This window comes from Acidovorax sp. GW821-FHT09A11 (assembly GCF_059418365.1).
In genome coordinates this window covers 478,561-494,786 of sequence record NZ_JBWKPS010000002.1, presented here as the reverse complement: position 1 = coordinate 494,786, position 16,226 = coordinate 478,561, and the positions used below count along the sequence as shown (strand labels likewise).

Annotated in this window: 14 protein-coding genes and 1 pseudogene; 12 read left to right on the top strand and 3 right to left on the bottom strand. The window is 65.9% G+C overall.

Translation table 11 applies throughout. The features are described 5' to 3' along the window. Positions 1-247 precede the first annotated feature (247 nt). The 9 genes from AC07PV_RS06320 to AC07PV_RS06280 all read left to right on the top strand — a co-directional run bounded on the left by AC07PV_RS06320 (position 248) and on the right by AC07PV_RS06280 (position 9,196). Complete coding sequence (locus AC07PV_RS06320) at positions 248-1,015, top strand: coniferyl-alcohol dehydrogenase (RefSeq protein WP_369642127.1); 768 nt, start codon at positions 248-250, stop codon at positions 1,013-1,015. A gap of 15 nt (positions 1,016-1,030) precedes the next feature. Beyond that, a complete protein-coding gene (locus tag AC07PV_RS06315; protein WP_494629738.1) occupies positions 1,031-1,945 on the top strand; it encodes an alpha/beta hydrolase in 915 nt (304 codons plus the stop codon). A gap of 34 nt (positions 1,946-1,979) precedes the next feature. After that, positions 1,980-3,227, top strand: coding sequence for an ABC transporter substrate-binding protein (locus tag AC07PV_RS06310; protein WP_494629736.1), 1,248 nt, complete (start codon positions 1,980-1,982; stop codon positions 3,225-3,227). Between the two features lie 89 nt (positions 3,228-3,316). Further along, positions 3,317-4,219, top strand: coding sequence for a SphA family protein (locus tag AC07PV_RS06305; protein ID WP_494629735.1), 903 nt, complete (start codon positions 3,317-3,319; stop codon positions 4,217-4,219). 36 nt (positions 4,220-4,255) lie between these two features. Beyond that, positions 4,256-5,599 carry an ABC transporter substrate-binding protein gene (locus AC07PV_RS06300; protein ID WP_494629734.1) on the top strand — a complete coding sequence of 448 codons (1,344 nt, stop codon included), beginning with the start codon at positions 4,256-4,258 and terminating at the stop codon, positions 5,597-5,599. 6 nt (positions 5,600-5,605) lie between these two features. Beyond that, positions 5,606-6,376, top strand: coding sequence for an ABC transporter ATP-binding protein (locus AC07PV_RS06295; RefSeq protein WP_494629732.1), 771 nt, complete (start codon positions 5,606-5,608; stop codon positions 6,374-6,376). Between the two features lie 62 nt (positions 6,377-6,438). Then, positions 6,439-7,236 carry an ABC transporter ATP-binding protein gene (locus tag AC07PV_RS06290; RefSeq protein ID WP_369643884.1) on the top strand — a complete coding sequence of 266 codons (798 nt, stop codon included), beginning with the start codon at positions 6,439-6,441 and terminating at the stop codon, positions 7,234-7,236. Next, complete coding sequence (locus AC07PV_RS06285) at positions 7,233-8,132, top strand: branched-chain amino acid ABC transporter permease (RefSeq protein WP_369642132.1); 900 nt, start codon at positions 7,233-7,235, stop codon at positions 8,130-8,132. The genes AC07PV_RS06290 and AC07PV_RS06285 overlap by 4 nt, the downstream gene beginning before the upstream one ends. Positions 8,133-8,143: 11 nt before the next feature. After that, the gene (locus AC07PV_RS06280; RefSeq protein ID WP_369642133.1) at positions 8,144-9,196 is read left to right on the top strand and encodes a branched-chain amino acid ABC transporter permease; all 1,053 of its coding nucleotides are present in this window, start codon (positions 8,144-8,146) and stop codon (positions 9,194-9,196) included. A 114-nt stretch (positions 9,197-9,310) separates the two neighbouring features. On the opposite strand, the gene AC07PV_RS06275 is transcribed toward AC07PV_RS06280, so the two are convergent. After that, the gene (locus tag AC07PV_RS06275; RefSeq protein WP_369642134.1) at positions 9,311-9,700 is read right to left on the bottom strand and encodes a nuclear transport factor 2 family protein; all 390 of its coding nucleotides are present in this window, start codon (positions 9,698-9,700) and stop codon (positions 9,311-9,313) included. Positions 9,701-9,844: 144 nt separating this feature from the next. Between AC07PV_RS06275 and AC07PV_RS06270 the strand changes: the two genes are divergently transcribed. Both AC07PV_RS06270 and AC07PV_RS06265 read left to right on the top strand, forming a co-directional pair. Next, entirely contained in the window at positions 9,845-10,795 is a 951-nt protein-coding gene (locus tag AC07PV_RS06270) for a helix-turn-helix transcriptional regulator (RefSeq protein ID WP_369642135.1), read from the top strand. A gap of 57 nt (positions 10,796-10,852) precedes the next feature. Next, on the top strand, positions 10,853-11,734 hold the full coding sequence (locus AC07PV_RS06265) for an alpha/beta hydrolase (protein WP_369642136.1): 882 nt from the start codon (positions 10,853-10,855) through the stop codon (positions 11,732-11,734). A gap of 47 nt (positions 11,735-11,781) precedes the next feature. On the opposite strand, the gene AC07PV_RS06260 is transcribed toward AC07PV_RS06265, so the two are convergent. Then, complete coding sequence (locus AC07PV_RS06260; protein WP_369642137.1) at positions 11,782-13,398, bottom strand: hypothetical protein; 1,617 nt, start codon at positions 13,396-13,398, stop codon at positions 11,782-11,784. 188 nt (positions 13,399-13,586) lie between these two features. Between AC07PV_RS06260 and AC07PV_RS06255 the strand changes: the two are divergent. Continuing rightward, positions 13,587-14,156: pseudogene (locus AC07PV_RS06255) on the top strand (serine aminopeptidase domain-containing protein); the annotation flags it as partial. Between the two features lie 108 nt (positions 14,157-14,264). Here AC07PV_RS06255 and AC07PV_RS06250 read toward each other — a convergent pair. Continuing rightward, a complete protein-coding gene (locus tag AC07PV_RS06250) occupies positions 14,265-16,109 on the bottom strand; it encodes an AAA family ATPase (protein WP_494629731.1) in 1,845 nt (614 codons plus the stop codon). Between the last annotated feature and the right edge of the window lie 117 nt (positions 16,110-16,226).

Genomic DNA, 16,226 nt, shown 5'->3' with positions numbered 1-16,226 from the left:
ACCCCCTGAGGCGCTGCGCGCCTTCCCCCTTCTCTCGAATCGCTGCGCGATGTGGGAAGGGAGACGCCGCCAGCGCATGCAAGTGAAACGCCGCTGCGCAGCTTGGGCGGCCCTTGCGCGGCGGCCCTCGCCTGGGCTGCGCCAGTTGCCCAGGTTGGCCGCACGTCTTAGGGCCGGAGAGCACGCGAATAGCCCAGGTCTCCACGGACAAGGGCTCCCATCGACACAAATTAAGGAGACAACTTTCATGACCCTTCACAATAAAACCATCGTCGTCACCGGCTGCTGCTCGGGCATCGGCGCAGACTTTGCCAAGCTCGCCCGCCAGCAGGGCGCCCGCGTGATTGGCGTCGACCGCAATGCGCCCACGCTCACGCTCGACGGCTTTGTGCAAGTGGACCTGGGCGACCCGGCCGCCATTGACGCCGCCGTGGCGCAACTGCCCGCCAAGATCGATGCGCTGGCCAACATTGCAGGCGTGCCGGGCACATCTCCCGCCGAGCTGGTGGGCCGCGTCAACTACCTGGGACTGCGCCACTTCACGCACCGTGTGCTGGAGCGCATGGGCGAGGGCGGCTCCATCGTCAATATCTCTTCCATCCTGGGGGCCGAGTGGCCCCAGCGCCTGGAAACCCACCGCGCCCTGGGCGCCACCACCAGCTTTGATGACGGCGCGAAGTGGCTGGCCGCCCACCCTGTGGCGCAAGACACCTGCTACCAGTATTTCAAAGAGGCGCTGATCGTGTGGACCTACACCCAGTCGCAAAAGATCTTCATGGAGCGCGGCGTGCGCATGAACTGCGTGGCCCCGGGCCCCGTGTTCACGCCCATCCTGGGCGACTTTGTGCAGATGCTGGGCCAGGAGCGGGTGGAGAAAGACGCGCACCGCATGAAGCGCCCGGCCTTCAGCGATGAAGTGGCGCCCGTCATCGCCTTTTTGTGCAGCGACGCGGCACGCTGGGTGAGCGGCATCAACCTGCCCGTGGATGGCGGCCTCGCCTCCACCTACATCTGAGCGAAGGGGCGACACATGTCCGCACAACAGCTCCAGGCCATCCTGCAGATGGCCGCGCAAAACCCACCGCCAGCCCAGCCCACCCCCGGGCAGCTGCGCGCGTGGTTTGATGCCAGCAACTCGCAGATGCCTCTGGCCCAGGGGCTTCCCATCCAGACGCTGCGCATCCCCAACGGGGCGGGCGGCACCATGGCTGCGGAGTTGCTGAGCACGCCGCAGGCTGACCCGCGCAGGCTCATCATTTACTACCACGCTGGCGGATTTGTGTTTGGCTCGCTGGCCTCGCACCGGGCGCTGTGCTCGTACCTGGCGCAGTTCAGCGGAGCGCAGGTGCTCAACGTGGACTACCGCCTGGCACCGGAACACCCCGCGCCCGCAGCACACGACGATGCGCTGGCCGCCTACCAGTGGGCGCTGGCCAATGGCTATGCCGCGTCGGCCATTGCGCTGATGGGCGACTCGGCGGGCGGCAACCTGGCCTTGTCCACCGCCGTGCGTGCCCGCAACCAGGGGCTGCCGCTGCCTGCGGCCGTCGTGGCCTTGTCGCCCGCGCTGGACCTGGCGTCCGAAGGCGAGTCCCACCATACCGTGGACGACCCATTCATCACGCGTGAGCTGATGGGATTTTTCAACGCCATGTATGTGCCGGGTGGCGATGTGCGTTCGCCCACGGTCACGCCGTTTTACAGCGCCGACCTGCAGGGCCTGCCGCCCGTGCAATTGCAGGTGGGCGGCTGGGAGCGCTTGCGCGACGACGCCGTGACCATGGCCGCACGCTTGAAGGCGGCGGGCGTCGAGGCGGAATGCACCGTGTGGGACGGCATGGTGCATTGCTGGCAGCTGTTTGCGCCCGTGCTGGATGAGGCGCTGGCTTCGCTGGAGCAGGCGGGGCAGTTCATCGCCGCGCGCCAGCGCACCGCCGCCACATAGCGCAGCGCCCCTCGGTAGAACAAGGACTGAACCCATGATGAAACGACTCACCGGCGCAGGCCGGGGCGCAAGCCTGCGCGGCGCAAGGAGAGCGCTGCTGTGGTGGCGCCCCAGCGCCCTGCTGTTGCCGCTGTGCATGTGCCTGTGTCTGTGGCTGCTGCTTTGGCCCGCCGCCCACGCGCAGCAAGGCGCACAGCGGCCCATCAAGGTGGGTGCGGTCAGTGCCCTGAGCGGCCCCCATGCATTTCCGGAGTCCTCGCAGGCTGCCAAGGCCTACATGGACGCCGTGAATGCCGCCGGCGGCATTGGGGGCCGCCGCATCGAATACATCTCGCTCGATGAAGGGGTCTCGCCCGCCAGTGCCATGGCAGCGGCGATGAGGCTCATCAACGACGCGGAGGTGGTGGCGCTGGCGGGCAGTTCCGGCTTGCTGGACTGCGCGGCCAATGCACCTCGCTACGAAGCAGCGCGGTTGATGTCGCTGCAAGGGGCCTCGGTCTCGCCTGCATGCTTCCGATCGTCGCATGTGGTGCCCCTCAACAACGGACCCTACGTGGGGCTGGCCAGCGCCGTGCTGTTTGCCCACCACACGCTGCGCAGCCGAAAACTGTGTGCCCTGGCGCTCGATCTGCCGGGCATGGCCGAGGGCTACCAGCAGGCGCTGGAGCGCCTGGGCGAAGCGAAAGCCATGGAGGTGCCACAGCTGCAGTTGGTGGGGGTTGACCAAGAACCTGCCCCCGTCCTTCGGGCCGTGAAGGGGCAGGGGTGCGACACCGTGATTTTCACGGGGCACGAGGCCGCGGTGCTCCGCTGGAGCGAGGCCGCCCACGCGCTGGGGGCGGGCGGCATGACCTGGATCTATCTCACCCCGGCCTACACCGACCGTGTGGCCCGCGCACTCGCCCCGCGGGATGGCGCCGTGTATGTGATGGCCGAGTTCGAGCCCTGGAAGAGCCGGTCCCTGCCGGCGCAGGACTGGCGCCGCCTGATGCAGGACGCCCGCTTGCCCCTGAGTTCGCTGTCGCAAGGCGGCTATGTGGCGGCCCAGATGCTGGTGCGCGCACTGCGCCAGGTTGAAGGGCCCATCACCCGCGAGACCGTGACCCGTGCCCTGCAGCAGATGCCGCCCACCAGCCATCCCCTGCTGGGGATGCCGTTTGAGATCGGCCAGCGCCGCGCCCACAACCCCAACCGTGCGGCCCTGCCGCTCAAGCTGCAGCAAGGCCACTGGTACATCGCGACCCCCGCCTGGATCGAGGTGCCCGAGTTGCTGGCGCCCTGAGGCCGTGCGGCGGCGTTTTGTGAACGGATCGATTTCCCGTGAGACCCGAAGTGTGCATTTCAAAAAACCAACCTGAACGAGGAGACAACATGACAACGCAACAGACAAAACCTTTCCGCCTGGCGCTGCTGGCCCTGGCCGCCACGCTGTGCACAGCGGCCTTCGCCACCGAGGGCGGGGGCTCCACCTATCCGCTGGGCACCGAGAACTTCGTGGCGGGCGCCGCGCCGCCGCCCGGCCTGTATGTGCTGGAGTACCTCAACTACTACACCACCAGCCGCGTGAACGACGGCCAGGGCAACGCCGTGCCCATCCCCGGCTTCAAGGTGCGCGCCGCCGCCGCTGCCACGCGCCTGATCTGGATCACCCCCCAGGAGGCGCTGGGCGGCCTGGTAGCCGCGCACGCCATCCTGCCTGTGGTGGACCTGTCGGTGCGTGCCGGTGGTGCAAACGATTCGCGCACCGGACTGGGCGATGTGACGGTCGGGGGCTCGGTGGCCTGGCACCACTCGCCGCAGCTGCACAGCGTGGTGGGGCTTGACGCCGTGCTGCCCACAGGAGCGTATGACCGCACGCGCCAGGCCAATATTGGCCGCAACTATCTGTCGCTGCAGCCCCTGGGCGTGCTGACCTGGATGGACCCGAGCGGCTTCAACGGCGACGTGAAGGCCACCCTGAACTTCAACCGCACCAACAGCGAAACCAACTACCGCTCTGGCCGCGAACTGATCGTGGACTACGCCGCAGGCTGGGGCCTGGGCAATGGCTGGGTGGTGGGGGTGGGCGGCTATGTGTACCGGCAGTTCAGCGATGACAAAGCAGGCGGTGTGGCGCTGGCGGGATCGCGTGGCCGCAGCCAGTCCATTGGCCCGTCGGTGCGCTACGCCAACGGCAAGGGCTGGCTCATCACCGCCAAGGTCGAAAAGGAGTTCGGCGTGCGCAACCGCGCCCAGGGCTCGCAGTTCTGGCTCAAGACCACCATCCCTTTCTGAACCCTGCAACTGAATTGATCACTGGAGACATTCCCCATGACAACCAACACCCCTGAATCCACCGTGGCCGCCTTGGAAACCGAACAGGCTACGTCCCCCACCATCTCGCGCCGTGGGCTGATCACGGCCGCGGGCGCTGGCGGTCTTGCGCTGAGCGCCGGCCCTCTATGGGCCCAGGCGGGCGGTGCCGCACCCGTGCTCAAGGTGGGCTTCATCAGCCCGCGCACCGGCCCGCTCGGTGCCTTGGGCGAGACCGACACCTTCATCCTGGCCCAGGTGCGCAAGACGCTGGCGGCGGGCCTGACCATCGGCGGCGTGAAGTACGCGGTGGAGATCCTGGACCGCGACACCCAGTCCGACCCGGCCCGCGCCAGCCAGTTGGCCAAGGCGCTGATCAACGGCGACAAGATTGACCTCATGCTCACCACCACCACACCAGAAACGGTGAACCCGGTGTCGGATGCGTGCGAGGCGGCGGGCGTACCCTGCCTGTCCACCGTGATGCCGTGGGAGGCCTGGTACTTTGGCCGCGGCGCCAAGCCCGGCGCGCCGTCGCCCTTCAAGTGGACATACCACTTCTCTTTTGGCGGTGGCAGCTTTACCACCTCGTACACCTCGCAGTTTTCTGCGCTGCCCACCAACAAGAAGATCGGTGTGCTGTACCCCAACGATGCCGATGGCAACGCCATCCGCGCCACGCTGGCGCCCGAGCTCGCCAAAGCCGGTTTCACCATCGTGGATGCCGGCCCGTACGAGAACGGCACCACCGACTACTCCGCGCAGATCGCCAAGTTCAAGGCCGAGCGCTGCGAGATCTTCAACACCTTCCCCATTCCGCCAGACTTCGCCACCTTCTGGCGGCAGGCGGCCCAGCAGGGCTACACGCGCATGGTGAAGATTGCGCAGATCGCCAAGACGGGCCTTGTGCCCTCGCAGGTGGAGGCCCTGGGCCCGCTGGCGCTGAACCTGGGCGCGGGGTGCTTCTGGCACAAGACTTTTCCGTATGCCTCAGCCCTGACCGGCCTCGCGGGCGTGCAGCTGGCCGACGCCTACGAGGCCAGCACCGGCAAGCAGTGGACGCAGATGCTGGGCTCCACGATGTCGCTGTTCGATGCAGGCACCGAGGCGCTGAAAGTCAGCACCAACCCGCGCGACAAGGCAGCGCTGGCCAAGGCCATCAGCACCCTTAAGGCCATCACCATGCAAGGTCCGGTGGACTTTGCCAAGGGGCCCGTGCCCAACGTGTCGGTGACACCCGTCGTGGGCGCCCAGTGGGTCAAGCCCGCAGCGGGCAGCAAGTTCAAGCTCGACATCGTGGTCACCGAGAACGCCACCGACCGCAACATCCCTGTGGCGGCGGCGCTCAAGTCCTACAGCTGATCGTCCATGCCACATTCACCTCCATATCCGCAATCCCCGCCAGCGGGCGGGCCGCAGCATCTGCTGCAGGCCCGGGGCATCGACATGCGCTTTGGTGCCTTGAAGGTGCTGGACCAGCTCGATTTTTTGGTAGGCGCCGACGAGGCCGTGGGCATCGTCGGGCCCAACGGTGCGGGCAAGACCACGCTGCTGAACGTGCTGGCCGGGGCGCATGCGCCGAGCCAGGGCACTGTCTGGTTCCAGGGGGTGGATGTGAGCGCCCGCAGCGCGGCAGACCGCTGCCGTGCAGGCATTGCACGCACTCACCAGGTGCCCCGGCCGTTTCTGGGCATGACGGTGTTTGAAAACGTGCTCACCGGCGCCACGCATGGCGCGGGCCTGCACGCCCGCGATGCGGGTGACCGGGCCATGGAGTGTCTGCGCCTGTGTGGCATAGAGGCGCTTGCCAACCGCCGTGCAGAAACGCTGGGCCTGCTCGGCCGCAAGCGGCTGGAGCTGGTGCGTGCGCTGGCCACCGGCCCCCAGGTGCTGCTGCTCGATGAGATCGGCGGCGGGCTGACCGACGCGGAGGCCAGCGAGCTGGTAGCCATGGTGCGCACCATCCAGGCCCGCGGCATTGTCATCGTCTGGATCGAGCACCTGGTGCACGTGCTGCTGCAGGTCGCCACGCGTCTGGTGTGCATGGACGGCGGGCGGGTGATCGCCGATGGCGATCCACAAGCCGTGCTGAACGATGCGACGGTGGTCGAGGCCTATCTGGGCGGGGTGGCGGCATGAGCGCCGCCCGGCCGCCCGAAGGCGCTCGCACCGCAGCCGAAGGCGAAGGACATCGAATGAGTGTGTTGTTGAGCATTGAGACACTGAACGCCCACCATGGGCAGCTGCCTGCCGTGCGCAATGTGTCGCTGCAGGTGCGCCAGGGCGACATCCTGGCCCTGGTAGGGGCCAACGGTGCAGGCAAGACCACGCTGCTGCGCACGCTGGCCGGTGCACACCGCGCCAGCAGCGGCACGGTGCGGTGGGATGGTGTGGACATCACCCGCATGCCTGCCCAAGAGCGTGTGGCTGAAGGCCTGGCCCTGGTGCCCGAGGGGCGGCGCCTGTTTGCAGGCATGACGGTGCGCGAGAACCTGCTCGTGGCGCGTGCTTCGGGGCGGCGCGGGCAGTGGAGTTTTGACACCGTGCTGGACGCCTTCCCGCAGTTGGCCCCCAAGCTGGGCGCCCGCGCGGGCGAGCTGTCGGGCGGGCAGCAGCAGGCCGTGGCCATTGGCCGCGCGCTCATGACCAACCCGCGCGTGCTGCTGCTCGACGAAGTCTCGCTGGGCTTGTCGCCCCTGGCCGTGCAGGGCGTGTACGAAGCCCTGCAGGGCGTGATGGGCCAGGGCACTACGCTGGTATTGGTCGAGCAGGACCTGCAGCGCGTGCAGGCCGTGGCCAGCCGCATTGTCTGCATGCTCGAAGGCAGCGTGGTGGCCGACGCGCCCGCCGACCAGCTCACCCGGGCGCAGATCACCGCGTTTTACTTTGGCGCGCAGCGGCCCGAAGCTGCGCCCGGCAGCCACACCGCGGGCAGTGCCGACGGCGAAGCTGCCAGCCACGCAAGCCACACCCACCCTGCCCATAAGGAGGCCGCATGAACCTTGTCAACCAGATCCTCCAGGGCCTCCTGCTGGGCGGCTATTACGCATTGCTGGCCTGCGGGCTGTCGTTCATGTTCGGGGTGATGCGCATCATCAACCTGGCCCACGGCAGCCTGACCGTGGTGGCGGCCTACCTGCTGTGGGTGCTGGCCGAGCCGATGGGCTGGCACCCATTGCTGGCCCTGCTGGCGGTGGTGCCCGCCATGGCGCTGCTGGGCTGGCTGCTGCACAAGCTGGTGCTGGAGCGCAGCGCGCGCCTGGGCGCGCTGGTGCCCTTGCTGGCCACGTTTGGCCTGGCCAGCGTGATCGACAACGTGCTGTTCCAGCACTTCGGTGCCGACACGCGTTCGCTGGCCACCTCCATTGGCACGCTGGCGTACGACAGCTGGGAGCTGCCCGGCGGCCTGTATGTGGGGCAGCTGCCCACCCTGGTGCTGGTGCTGGCGGTGCTGCTGTTGGGCGGGCTGCATGCCATGCTGGCGCACACGGCGCTGGGGCGGCAGATCCGCGCAGCGTCGGAAGACGCCGACACCGCGCGCCTGGTGGGCGTGCGCACCGGCACGGTGTTTGCGGCGGCCTCGGCCATCACCATGGTCACCGTCACGCTGGCCGGGGCATCGCTGGCCCTGCGGGCCACGTTCGATCCGTTCTCGGGCCCGCAGCAGCTGATCTTTGCGTTCGAGGCCGTGATCATCGGCGGCGCGGGATCGCTGTGGGGCACGTTGCTGGGCGGCGTGGTGCTGGGCGTGGCGCAGAACCTGGGGGCGCAGGTGCACCCGCAGGGTTTTCTGATCGCCGGGCACGCCACTTTTTTGGTCATCCTGCTGGCCCGGCTCTACGCGAGCGGTGCGCTGCGCAGGTTCTTCTCCACCCGCCACAGGGCCTCGTCATGACTGCTCCTCCCATGATTTCTGCACCTCCCGCACCCACGGGTCCATCCCCATGGGTCATCCAGCGCTGGACGCGCGCGTCCATCGCCTTCGCCAGCGCCACCGCGTTGCTGCTGGCCGTGCTCTGCCTGGGGCCGCTGTGGCTGCAGGCGGGCACGGTGGACCGGCTCACTACGTTGTTCATCTACGTGATCCTGGCCGTGATGTGGAACGCTTTGGCGGGCTACGCCGGACTGGTGTCGATTGGCCACCAGGCGTTCTTTGGCCTCGGGGCCTACGCCATGGTGCGGCTGGCCGATGCGGGCCTGGGCCCGTACCCGGCGCTGCTGGTGGGCGCTGTGCTGGTGGCCTTGGTGGCGGTGCCGCTGGCGGCCTTCATGCTGCGACTTCAGGGCGGCGAATTCGCCATTGGCATGTGGGTGGTGGCCGCGCTGGCGCATCTGTGCGTGAACCTGGACAGCCTGGTGCAGGGCGAGACGGGCACCTCGATGATCGCGCTGCAGCAATACGCGGCCGACGACCGGCGCGCGTATACCTACTGGGCCGCGCTGGCTGCCATGGCGGGGCTGTGCTGGGTGGTCTTCCTGCTCTTGCGCAGCAAGGTGGGCACGGCCGCCCAGGCCATTCGCGACAACGAGACGGCGGCCATTTCGCTCGGTGTGCGCGTGGTCGCCATCAAGCGGCTGGTGTTTGTGCTGTCGGCGTTTGGCTGCGCGCTCGCAGGCGGGCTGTGGCTGGCCACGTCGATCAGCTTTCAGCCCAAGACCTATTTCAGCGTGCAGTGGACGGCCTACATGATCTTCATGGTGCTGGTGGGTGGCATCGGCACCATGGAAGGCCCCATCCTCGGCGCGCTGCTTTTCTTTGCAGTCGAAACCCTGTGGGGCGGGAAGGGCGTGCTGTATCTCATCGGCCTGGGCGCCATTGCCATGCTGTTCGCGCTCTTCCTGCCCAAGGGCATCTGGGGCGCGGTGCAGCAGCGGTGGGATGTGCACCTGCTGTCGGCGGGCTACCGGGTGCGGGCACACAAGCCGCGCAACCCTGAGGGAGAAGGTAATTTGCTATAAATTAAATAGCATCCAATGAATACAGATAAGCGCTGGGTGCCAATTTGATTCAGAAAAATGCCCGCGTGCGCCGCCCAACCTGGTGGGGGCAGCGTGCGCGGGCAGGGTGGGGAATCACTGGCCCCAGAACGCATCTTCCTGCGCCGGATCGCTGGAGAACAGGCGGACTTCCACAATCTTTCCATCCACGATGTGCAGCAGATCCATCCCCGCCTGCTGGAGCGTGAGGCCGTCGCGCTGGCCTGCAAACTCGATGCTCACGGCCACCCAGTCGCCGTTGGCCATGTAGTGATGGGCCCGGGTGATTGCAAACGTCCCGTTCGACACGGCCATCATCTGGCCGAGCATCTGGCCCACGGCCGCCATGCCACGGTGGGTGCCCGAGAACTGGTTGTGGCCCGGCTGGTGCCAGACCACGCCGGGTGAGACAACGCGGCCGAGGGTGGCCTGGTCGCCGGTTTGTGCGGCTTGGATGTAGGTCTTGGCGATATCAATGGCGTGCATGTGGATTCCTTGGTGGTTTTGGGGGAACGCCCCATTGGGCGCTGTGAGGTCATTGTTGGACAATCAATACCCGTGAAGATGGTGAAAACTGGGCGATTTACTGTCACTTCAGGACAAACCTCTGCGCCCCGCCGTTGCTGACCCATGACCCCACGCCACCACAAACCCGCCGCAGCCCGCCACCCCGACATCCAGCACCTGAGCTACCAGCCCGAGGGGCTGTACCCGCTCGACCTGGAGATATTCCGGGTATCGGACCTGCGGAAAAGGGTGGGCGGCCAGGCCCTGGCATCAACCTATCGCTACGCCTTTCCGACCCTGATCTTTGTGACGGAGGGAACCTGCATCCATCTGGTGGACTTCGAGTACGTGCGCTGCGGCCCGGGCTCGGTGCTGGTCCTGCGGCCCGGCAAAGCCCACAGCTTTGGAGACACCCAGGACTGGGACGGATGGATGGTGCTGTTCCGCCCCGAGTTTCTGTGGGCAGCGGCCCCCGCCGCGCAGGACCAAACCCCGATCGACGGGCTGGACGGCCTGCCGACCGCGTGGGCGCTGGGCAGCGACAGCGCGCAGGTGATCGCCCACGCCATCGCCCAGATGCACCAGGACACGCAAGCCCACTCCGCATCGCTGCATGCCCATGCCCTGTTGCGCTACCAGCTCTATGCCTTGCTGACACGGCTGCGCATGGCGTACGAGCAGCAGTCCGCGCAGCCGGCACCGCCGGGGCGCGCGCTGCAGAGATTCAAGGCGTTTGAACTGCTGGTGGAGAAGCACTTTGCCAGCTGGCACCAACTGCCCCGGTATGCGCAGCAGCTGGGCTGCTCCGAGAAAAGCCTGGTGCGCGCATCGCTGGAAGCAGCCGGGGTCACGCCCAAGGCCTTCATCTCCGCCCGCATCGTTCTGGAGGCCAAGCGCCTGCTGGCCCACACCACCTGGCCGGTGGCGCGCATTGCCGAGAGCCTGGGCTACAGCGACCTGGCGAACTTCATCAAGTTCTTCAAGCGCGAGGTGGGGTGCACCCCGACCGAATTTCGCAGCAGGCAGACGGCCAACCAGCAGGGGATGGCGGAGCGCCTGCAGGCAACGGGGTGAGGCACAGAAGGCGATTTCATCGTGGCGTGCCGACCAGACCCCGTGCAGAATGAAACGATGAGCACCACCACCTCCTCCTTCCAGTCCAACGCAGACGGCACCCAGGCCACCACCTACACCTGGGCCCAAACCCCGGGCCAACCTGTGGGCGTCGTGCAAATCTCCCACGGCCTTGCCGAGCATGGCGAGCGCTACGACCGCTTTGCGCGGGCCCTCAACGCCGCAGGCTTCATCGTCCACGCCGTGGACCATCGCGGACACGGGCGCACCGCCGGTGGTCGGTTGGGAGACTTTGGCAGCGCTGGTTTCAGCGGCCTCATTGCCGACGTGGCCCAGTTCGGCGCACTGCTGCGCGCGCAGCACGCCGGCCTGCCGCTCTTCCTATTCGGCCACTCCATGGGCTCCTTCGCAGCGCAGGCGGCCATCCTGGACCACTCCTCCACCTGGTCTGGCGTCATCCTGTCAGGCTCCACCGCCCTCGACCTGCTCGCTGCCGCCATGGCCAACGCCCCCGCTGATGCGCCCGCCGGGCTCGCGGCCTTCAACGCAGGCTTTGAGCACCGCACCGGCTACGAATGGCTGTCGCGCGACGCTGCGGAGGTAGACGCCTACGTCGCAGACCCCTGGTGCGGCTGGGACATGCCGGACGACGTGATCCCCTCGCTCTTCGCCCCCGCGCCCCGGCTGGCCGACCCCGCGCTGCTCGCGCGCATTCGCAGCGACCTGCCCATCCTCATCGCATCCGGCGACGCAGACCCGCTGGCGGCAGGCGGGGTCTTGTTGGAGCAACTGGGGCAGCGGTATCGGGATGCGGGAGTGGCCGATGTGACGGTCAAGCTGTACCCGGCGGCGCGGCATGAGATCTTGAACGAGACGAATCGGGATGAGGTGACGGGGGATATCGTGGCGTGGCTGCGGGCGCGTTCCCGCATTGCGTAGTCACGGCTCCCGTAGCAGCAGTCTGTTGAAACAGCTCCCACGCCAGTTCATGCGAACAGCTCTGCCACCCTCTCCAGGAATGCCTGCATGTTCAGCTCGGCGTCCAGCGTTTCGCGGGTGATGACGTCGGCGTTCCCGTGGCGCGCCCCGTACTCGATGCGAAGCTGCATTTGGCCGTCGTCGTCCAGTGCGTTGTCGTAGCCCATCCGGTACATACGCCAGATGTCGCCGCGGTGAGCCAGTGCCAAGAATCGATGCTCGTCGAGGCCCGTGATGGGTGGAAAGCAAAGGCACACCACTTCGATCGCGCCCTCACCAGCCCTGCCGGGCAGAGTGACCACATGGCACCTGAGGCCGTCCGGGGGGATGCGCGCGGAGCCAGGCAAGGTGGAGGCCTTGTCTTGCCACACGCGCGTGAGCTCGGATGCACCATCCGGACCTCCGAACCTGGCCCAAAAGCCGCCTGGGTCTTTGCGCAGGTCCTGGTGCAAGGCTTCGGTCACTTCATAGTGGTGACAGCGCCGCCCGCGCGGGTCGGGGGTGTGTGACTGCAGCGATGCAGGAATAGGGCGCAGTGCGGCCTGCCAGGCAGCTACGTCGTGCCAGCGGGCCAGCGGCGGCGTGTGGGCCAGCGCGGCGCGCACGGCCGCCAGGGCCTCGCGTTCCTGAGGGGCGCGCCAATGGCTGCTGTGCTGCCAATGGTCCTCCAGCTCGCGGGCGATGTTGGCTGCCAATGGGTTGCCATTGAGGTGGGCGATGACGAGGCGCTGCGCATGCGGGAAGACCTCTTCACGCAGGCTGCGCGAGCCGTCGGAGCCGTCAGGGCGGTCCGACCAGGTGTAGGCGTTGCGGTAGGGAGTACGCACCGTGTCGGCGCTGGCGTCGTTGAGCAGTTGGTCCAGCCCCTGCAGGTCAGTGCACAGACCCGCCAGGGGCAGAACCCGACCACATACCAGCGCAAGGACCGCAGGCAATTGCGACAGACGTTCGAGTGTCCAGCGGTGCAGGGAGCCCGGCCCGGGCTCGAAAAACGCCATGCCCAACTCGAAGGCGGTGTCCTGGTGGGGCTCGGGGCCCAGGGCTTGTGCCAGCACAGCGGTACAAGCGTCATGCCACACACGCAGGGTCAGGTTCAGCACTTCATAGCGCATCAGATTGACGGTCAGCACCTGGCGCACCGCACCGAGCCGTCGGGCGAGAACGATGGGCGCGCCGGGCTCGTCGGGTGGTGCAGCTTCCAGCTCAAAACCGCTGCCTGCCATAGCGCGCGCCAGGGCAGGGGCCAAAACTTCTCGCACCTCGCTCTCGCCGCGCAGCGCATCTGGCGGGCGAGCCCCCCAAGGCAGCTTTTCGGGGGGCGCCACAGGCGTGGCGGCTTGCGCGAACTCGGTCGGCACCACCCGGCCGTCGGGCAGAAAACCTACTCCCAGCGCCGCGTCATACGCCACCAATCCCAGCGCACCGGCAATCTCCACAGCCGCCTGATATGCGGGCATTTCGTCCACGCTCGGGAGGTCAAACTGCCATGCCGCGCGGCGACAGGCATCGGCCTGTTGCAGCGGTGTGGTGCGGCCCGCTACCTTGAAGCGATCCTCGAACCGCAGCGCGAACTCAACGAAGCGCAGGTTCTTGCCATCGGCACGCGCGTGCAGTAACTCGCGCATGGCCTCCAGCGCCGCAAAGTTGTCGGGCAGCGGCAGGGCATGGCGCTGGGGGTCGAAGAGGTGAAGGCTAGAGGGCATTGCGGGGCGAATACAAAGGGTTGGCTCGCGCAGCTTAGCCGGGATCAGGGCCGGGCAGCTTCGCCGCACGAGAGGGACTTCACGCTCGCGTCGCGTAGCAGCATGCCGGCCTCCCGCTCTTCCTGTTCGGGCACTCCATGGGCTCGTTCGCAGCGCAGGCGGCCATCCTGGACCACTCCTCCACTTGGTCCGGCGTCATCCTGTCAGGCTCCACCGCCCTCGACCTGTTGGCCGCCGGCATGGCCAACGCCCCCGCCGATGCGCCCGCCGAGCTCGCGGCATTCAATGCGGGCTTTGAGCACCGCACCGGCTACGAATGGCTGTCGCGCGACGCCGCAGAGGTAAACGCCTATGTGGCCGACCCGTGGTGCGGCTGGGACGTGCCTGAGGACCTGATCCCCTCACTCTTCGCCCTCGCACCCCGGCTGGCGGACCCCGCGCAACTAGCACGCATTCGCAGCGACCTGCCCATCCTCATCGCGTCCGACGACGCAGACCCGCTGGCTGCAGGCGGGGTCTTGTTGGAGCAACTGGGGCCGCGGTATCGGGATGCCGGTGTGGCCGATGTGACGGTCAAGCTGTACCCGGCGGCGCGGCATGAGATCTTGAATGAGACCAATCGGGATGAGGTGACGGGGGATATCGAGGCGTGGTTGCGGGCGCGAGTTAAGGTGGAGTAGTCGATGACTGGACTAGGATGTTAGCCGCCACTGAGCTCATGAACGCGATCGACGGTAACTAGTCTTTTGCGGGCGTTGCGTCACCAATGAACAGCCTGCTGTCCGAGCTCAGTGAGTCGCTCCAGAAGCAGGGTCCGGCCATATCGCAATCTTGATGGCCTGTAACTCTGGGCAGCTGAGGTGATTCGAGGAAACTAGCAGAACGGCCTGCTCCTTTAGCTCCTTGTGAAGGAGAGATTTCAGTTCTCCAAGAACGATCTTGCCCCGGCGCCACTTGGTAGGGTCCCCGTCATAGTCTGCGAACGCCTTCATTGCAAGTTCGCCCGCATTGTGCGCCGGCCCCCCATTGCGGTTGGCGATGGCAATCTGCGTCCTGATGTTAATCAGCGCGTTGATTGATTTCTCGCGCGTGTTGGCTGTGGCTTCGTCGATGAGCTGTTGCGCTCTTTCCACTGCGAGCGCTGGGTTGAGGTGCGCGACGTGCGCAGCATTTAGGAAGTAACCCTCAACGTCGCTGTGGGCAGTGACGAATGCGTTCGCATTCATGCCCGCAAGGGCACCTTCCAGCTTGGCAATCGTCTCGTCTTCAAGATAGTCTCGATCCCTGTGTAGCAGAAACCTCACGTTCGGCGCCTTGTCCAGCAGGAAATTCCGTAGCACTTTGGCTGCATCGAGCTTCGAGCAACCCGCGTAGGGTCGGACATCAAGCTCCTGAATAGGGAACCCATTGCTACTCAGCAAAGCCTTCAGGGCGTCCAATGATTCCTTCTTGCTGTCTTCTGTCGCCACGAGACATGTGAAGTGCCCTTTCGCGAAGTAGTCCACTGAGTCGAGTGCGCCGAGCTCCATCAGCATCGCAGGCGTGGACACAGAGTCGTAGTCAACCTTTTTTCCTTCGCTGACCCACACAACCTGAGCGCGATCTCGCAGTGCGTCTAAGACGTGGCGTGAGTGCGTGCTGAACAGAGCTCGGAAACCGCGCGTCTCTGCCAAGCTCGTAATAAGCTCACACAGCGCACGTTGGTTATTCGGATGGAGGTGCGAGTCAGGCTCGTCGAGAATGAGGACTTCCGGTTGGAAGAGCGCTATGTAGGCGAGGATTTGGCTAGCTTGCAAGATCGACGTTCCTGCCGCGTCGATGGGCAGGCGCGGCATTTCAGGACGTGTGAAGTAGACCTGGATGCTTTCGTCCCGCTCCTTGTCAAACTCAATCTCGACCTTTATGCCAGGGAAGAGTGCACCCATGTCGGCCTGAAAATGGTCAAGAGGACCGCGCCACTTGTTGAACTCGTTAAGCCAATGGGGGACGGTCTTTCCCTCGGCCTTCTGCTTGTCGTGGCTATCCTTCAATTTGCGCAGAATTTCGGCTTTTTCTCGTGCATGGGCGTCGGCAATCATTAAGAGGACGTTTCGCAGCACGAGGTTGGCGTCGCCGCGAGCAACGATACGCCTGACGACGCCAGGCGACATATAGCGCTCTTCCTTAGCTATTCCTGCTAGTCCTGGTGCATAAACGGTGAATGGGCGGTCAAGATTCATTAGTCGCTCGCCCACAAACTTTCCAGTCATGGAGACCGCGATATTCCGATTTCGCCCCCGCCTGACAGTGATCCGACATGCGTTGCCGTCGGACATCACCACCTCGACTTCGATCTGCCCAGTGGCGTTCTCATAAAGCTGTCCGCCGTGAGCAAGCGACAAAACGTCCGCGATGGGGGAGTAGAGCAATTGCGAGGGGTTGAACGACAGCTCAAACTTGTCTGCACCCCACTTAACTCCTTCGCCGACTAGCTTCGCGGTCTGCGCGACAGAGACAGCAAAGTGCAGGGCCTGAAGGGCGCTACTCTTTCCGGAGTTGTTGGCGCCGATAAGAACGGTGGTTTCAGTGAGATCAAGTTCAAACTCCTTCAACTGCTTAAACCGCTTCAGGGCCATCTTTGCAATCTTTGCCATCCTCCACCCCCGTCTTGTTATGTCGCATCGCTACAGCAGCTTGCTTTTGAAGAGCTGAAGAACATCGCATTTGTGATCGTCAAACAGACCAGAGGAACAACCACCGATCTCCACTCG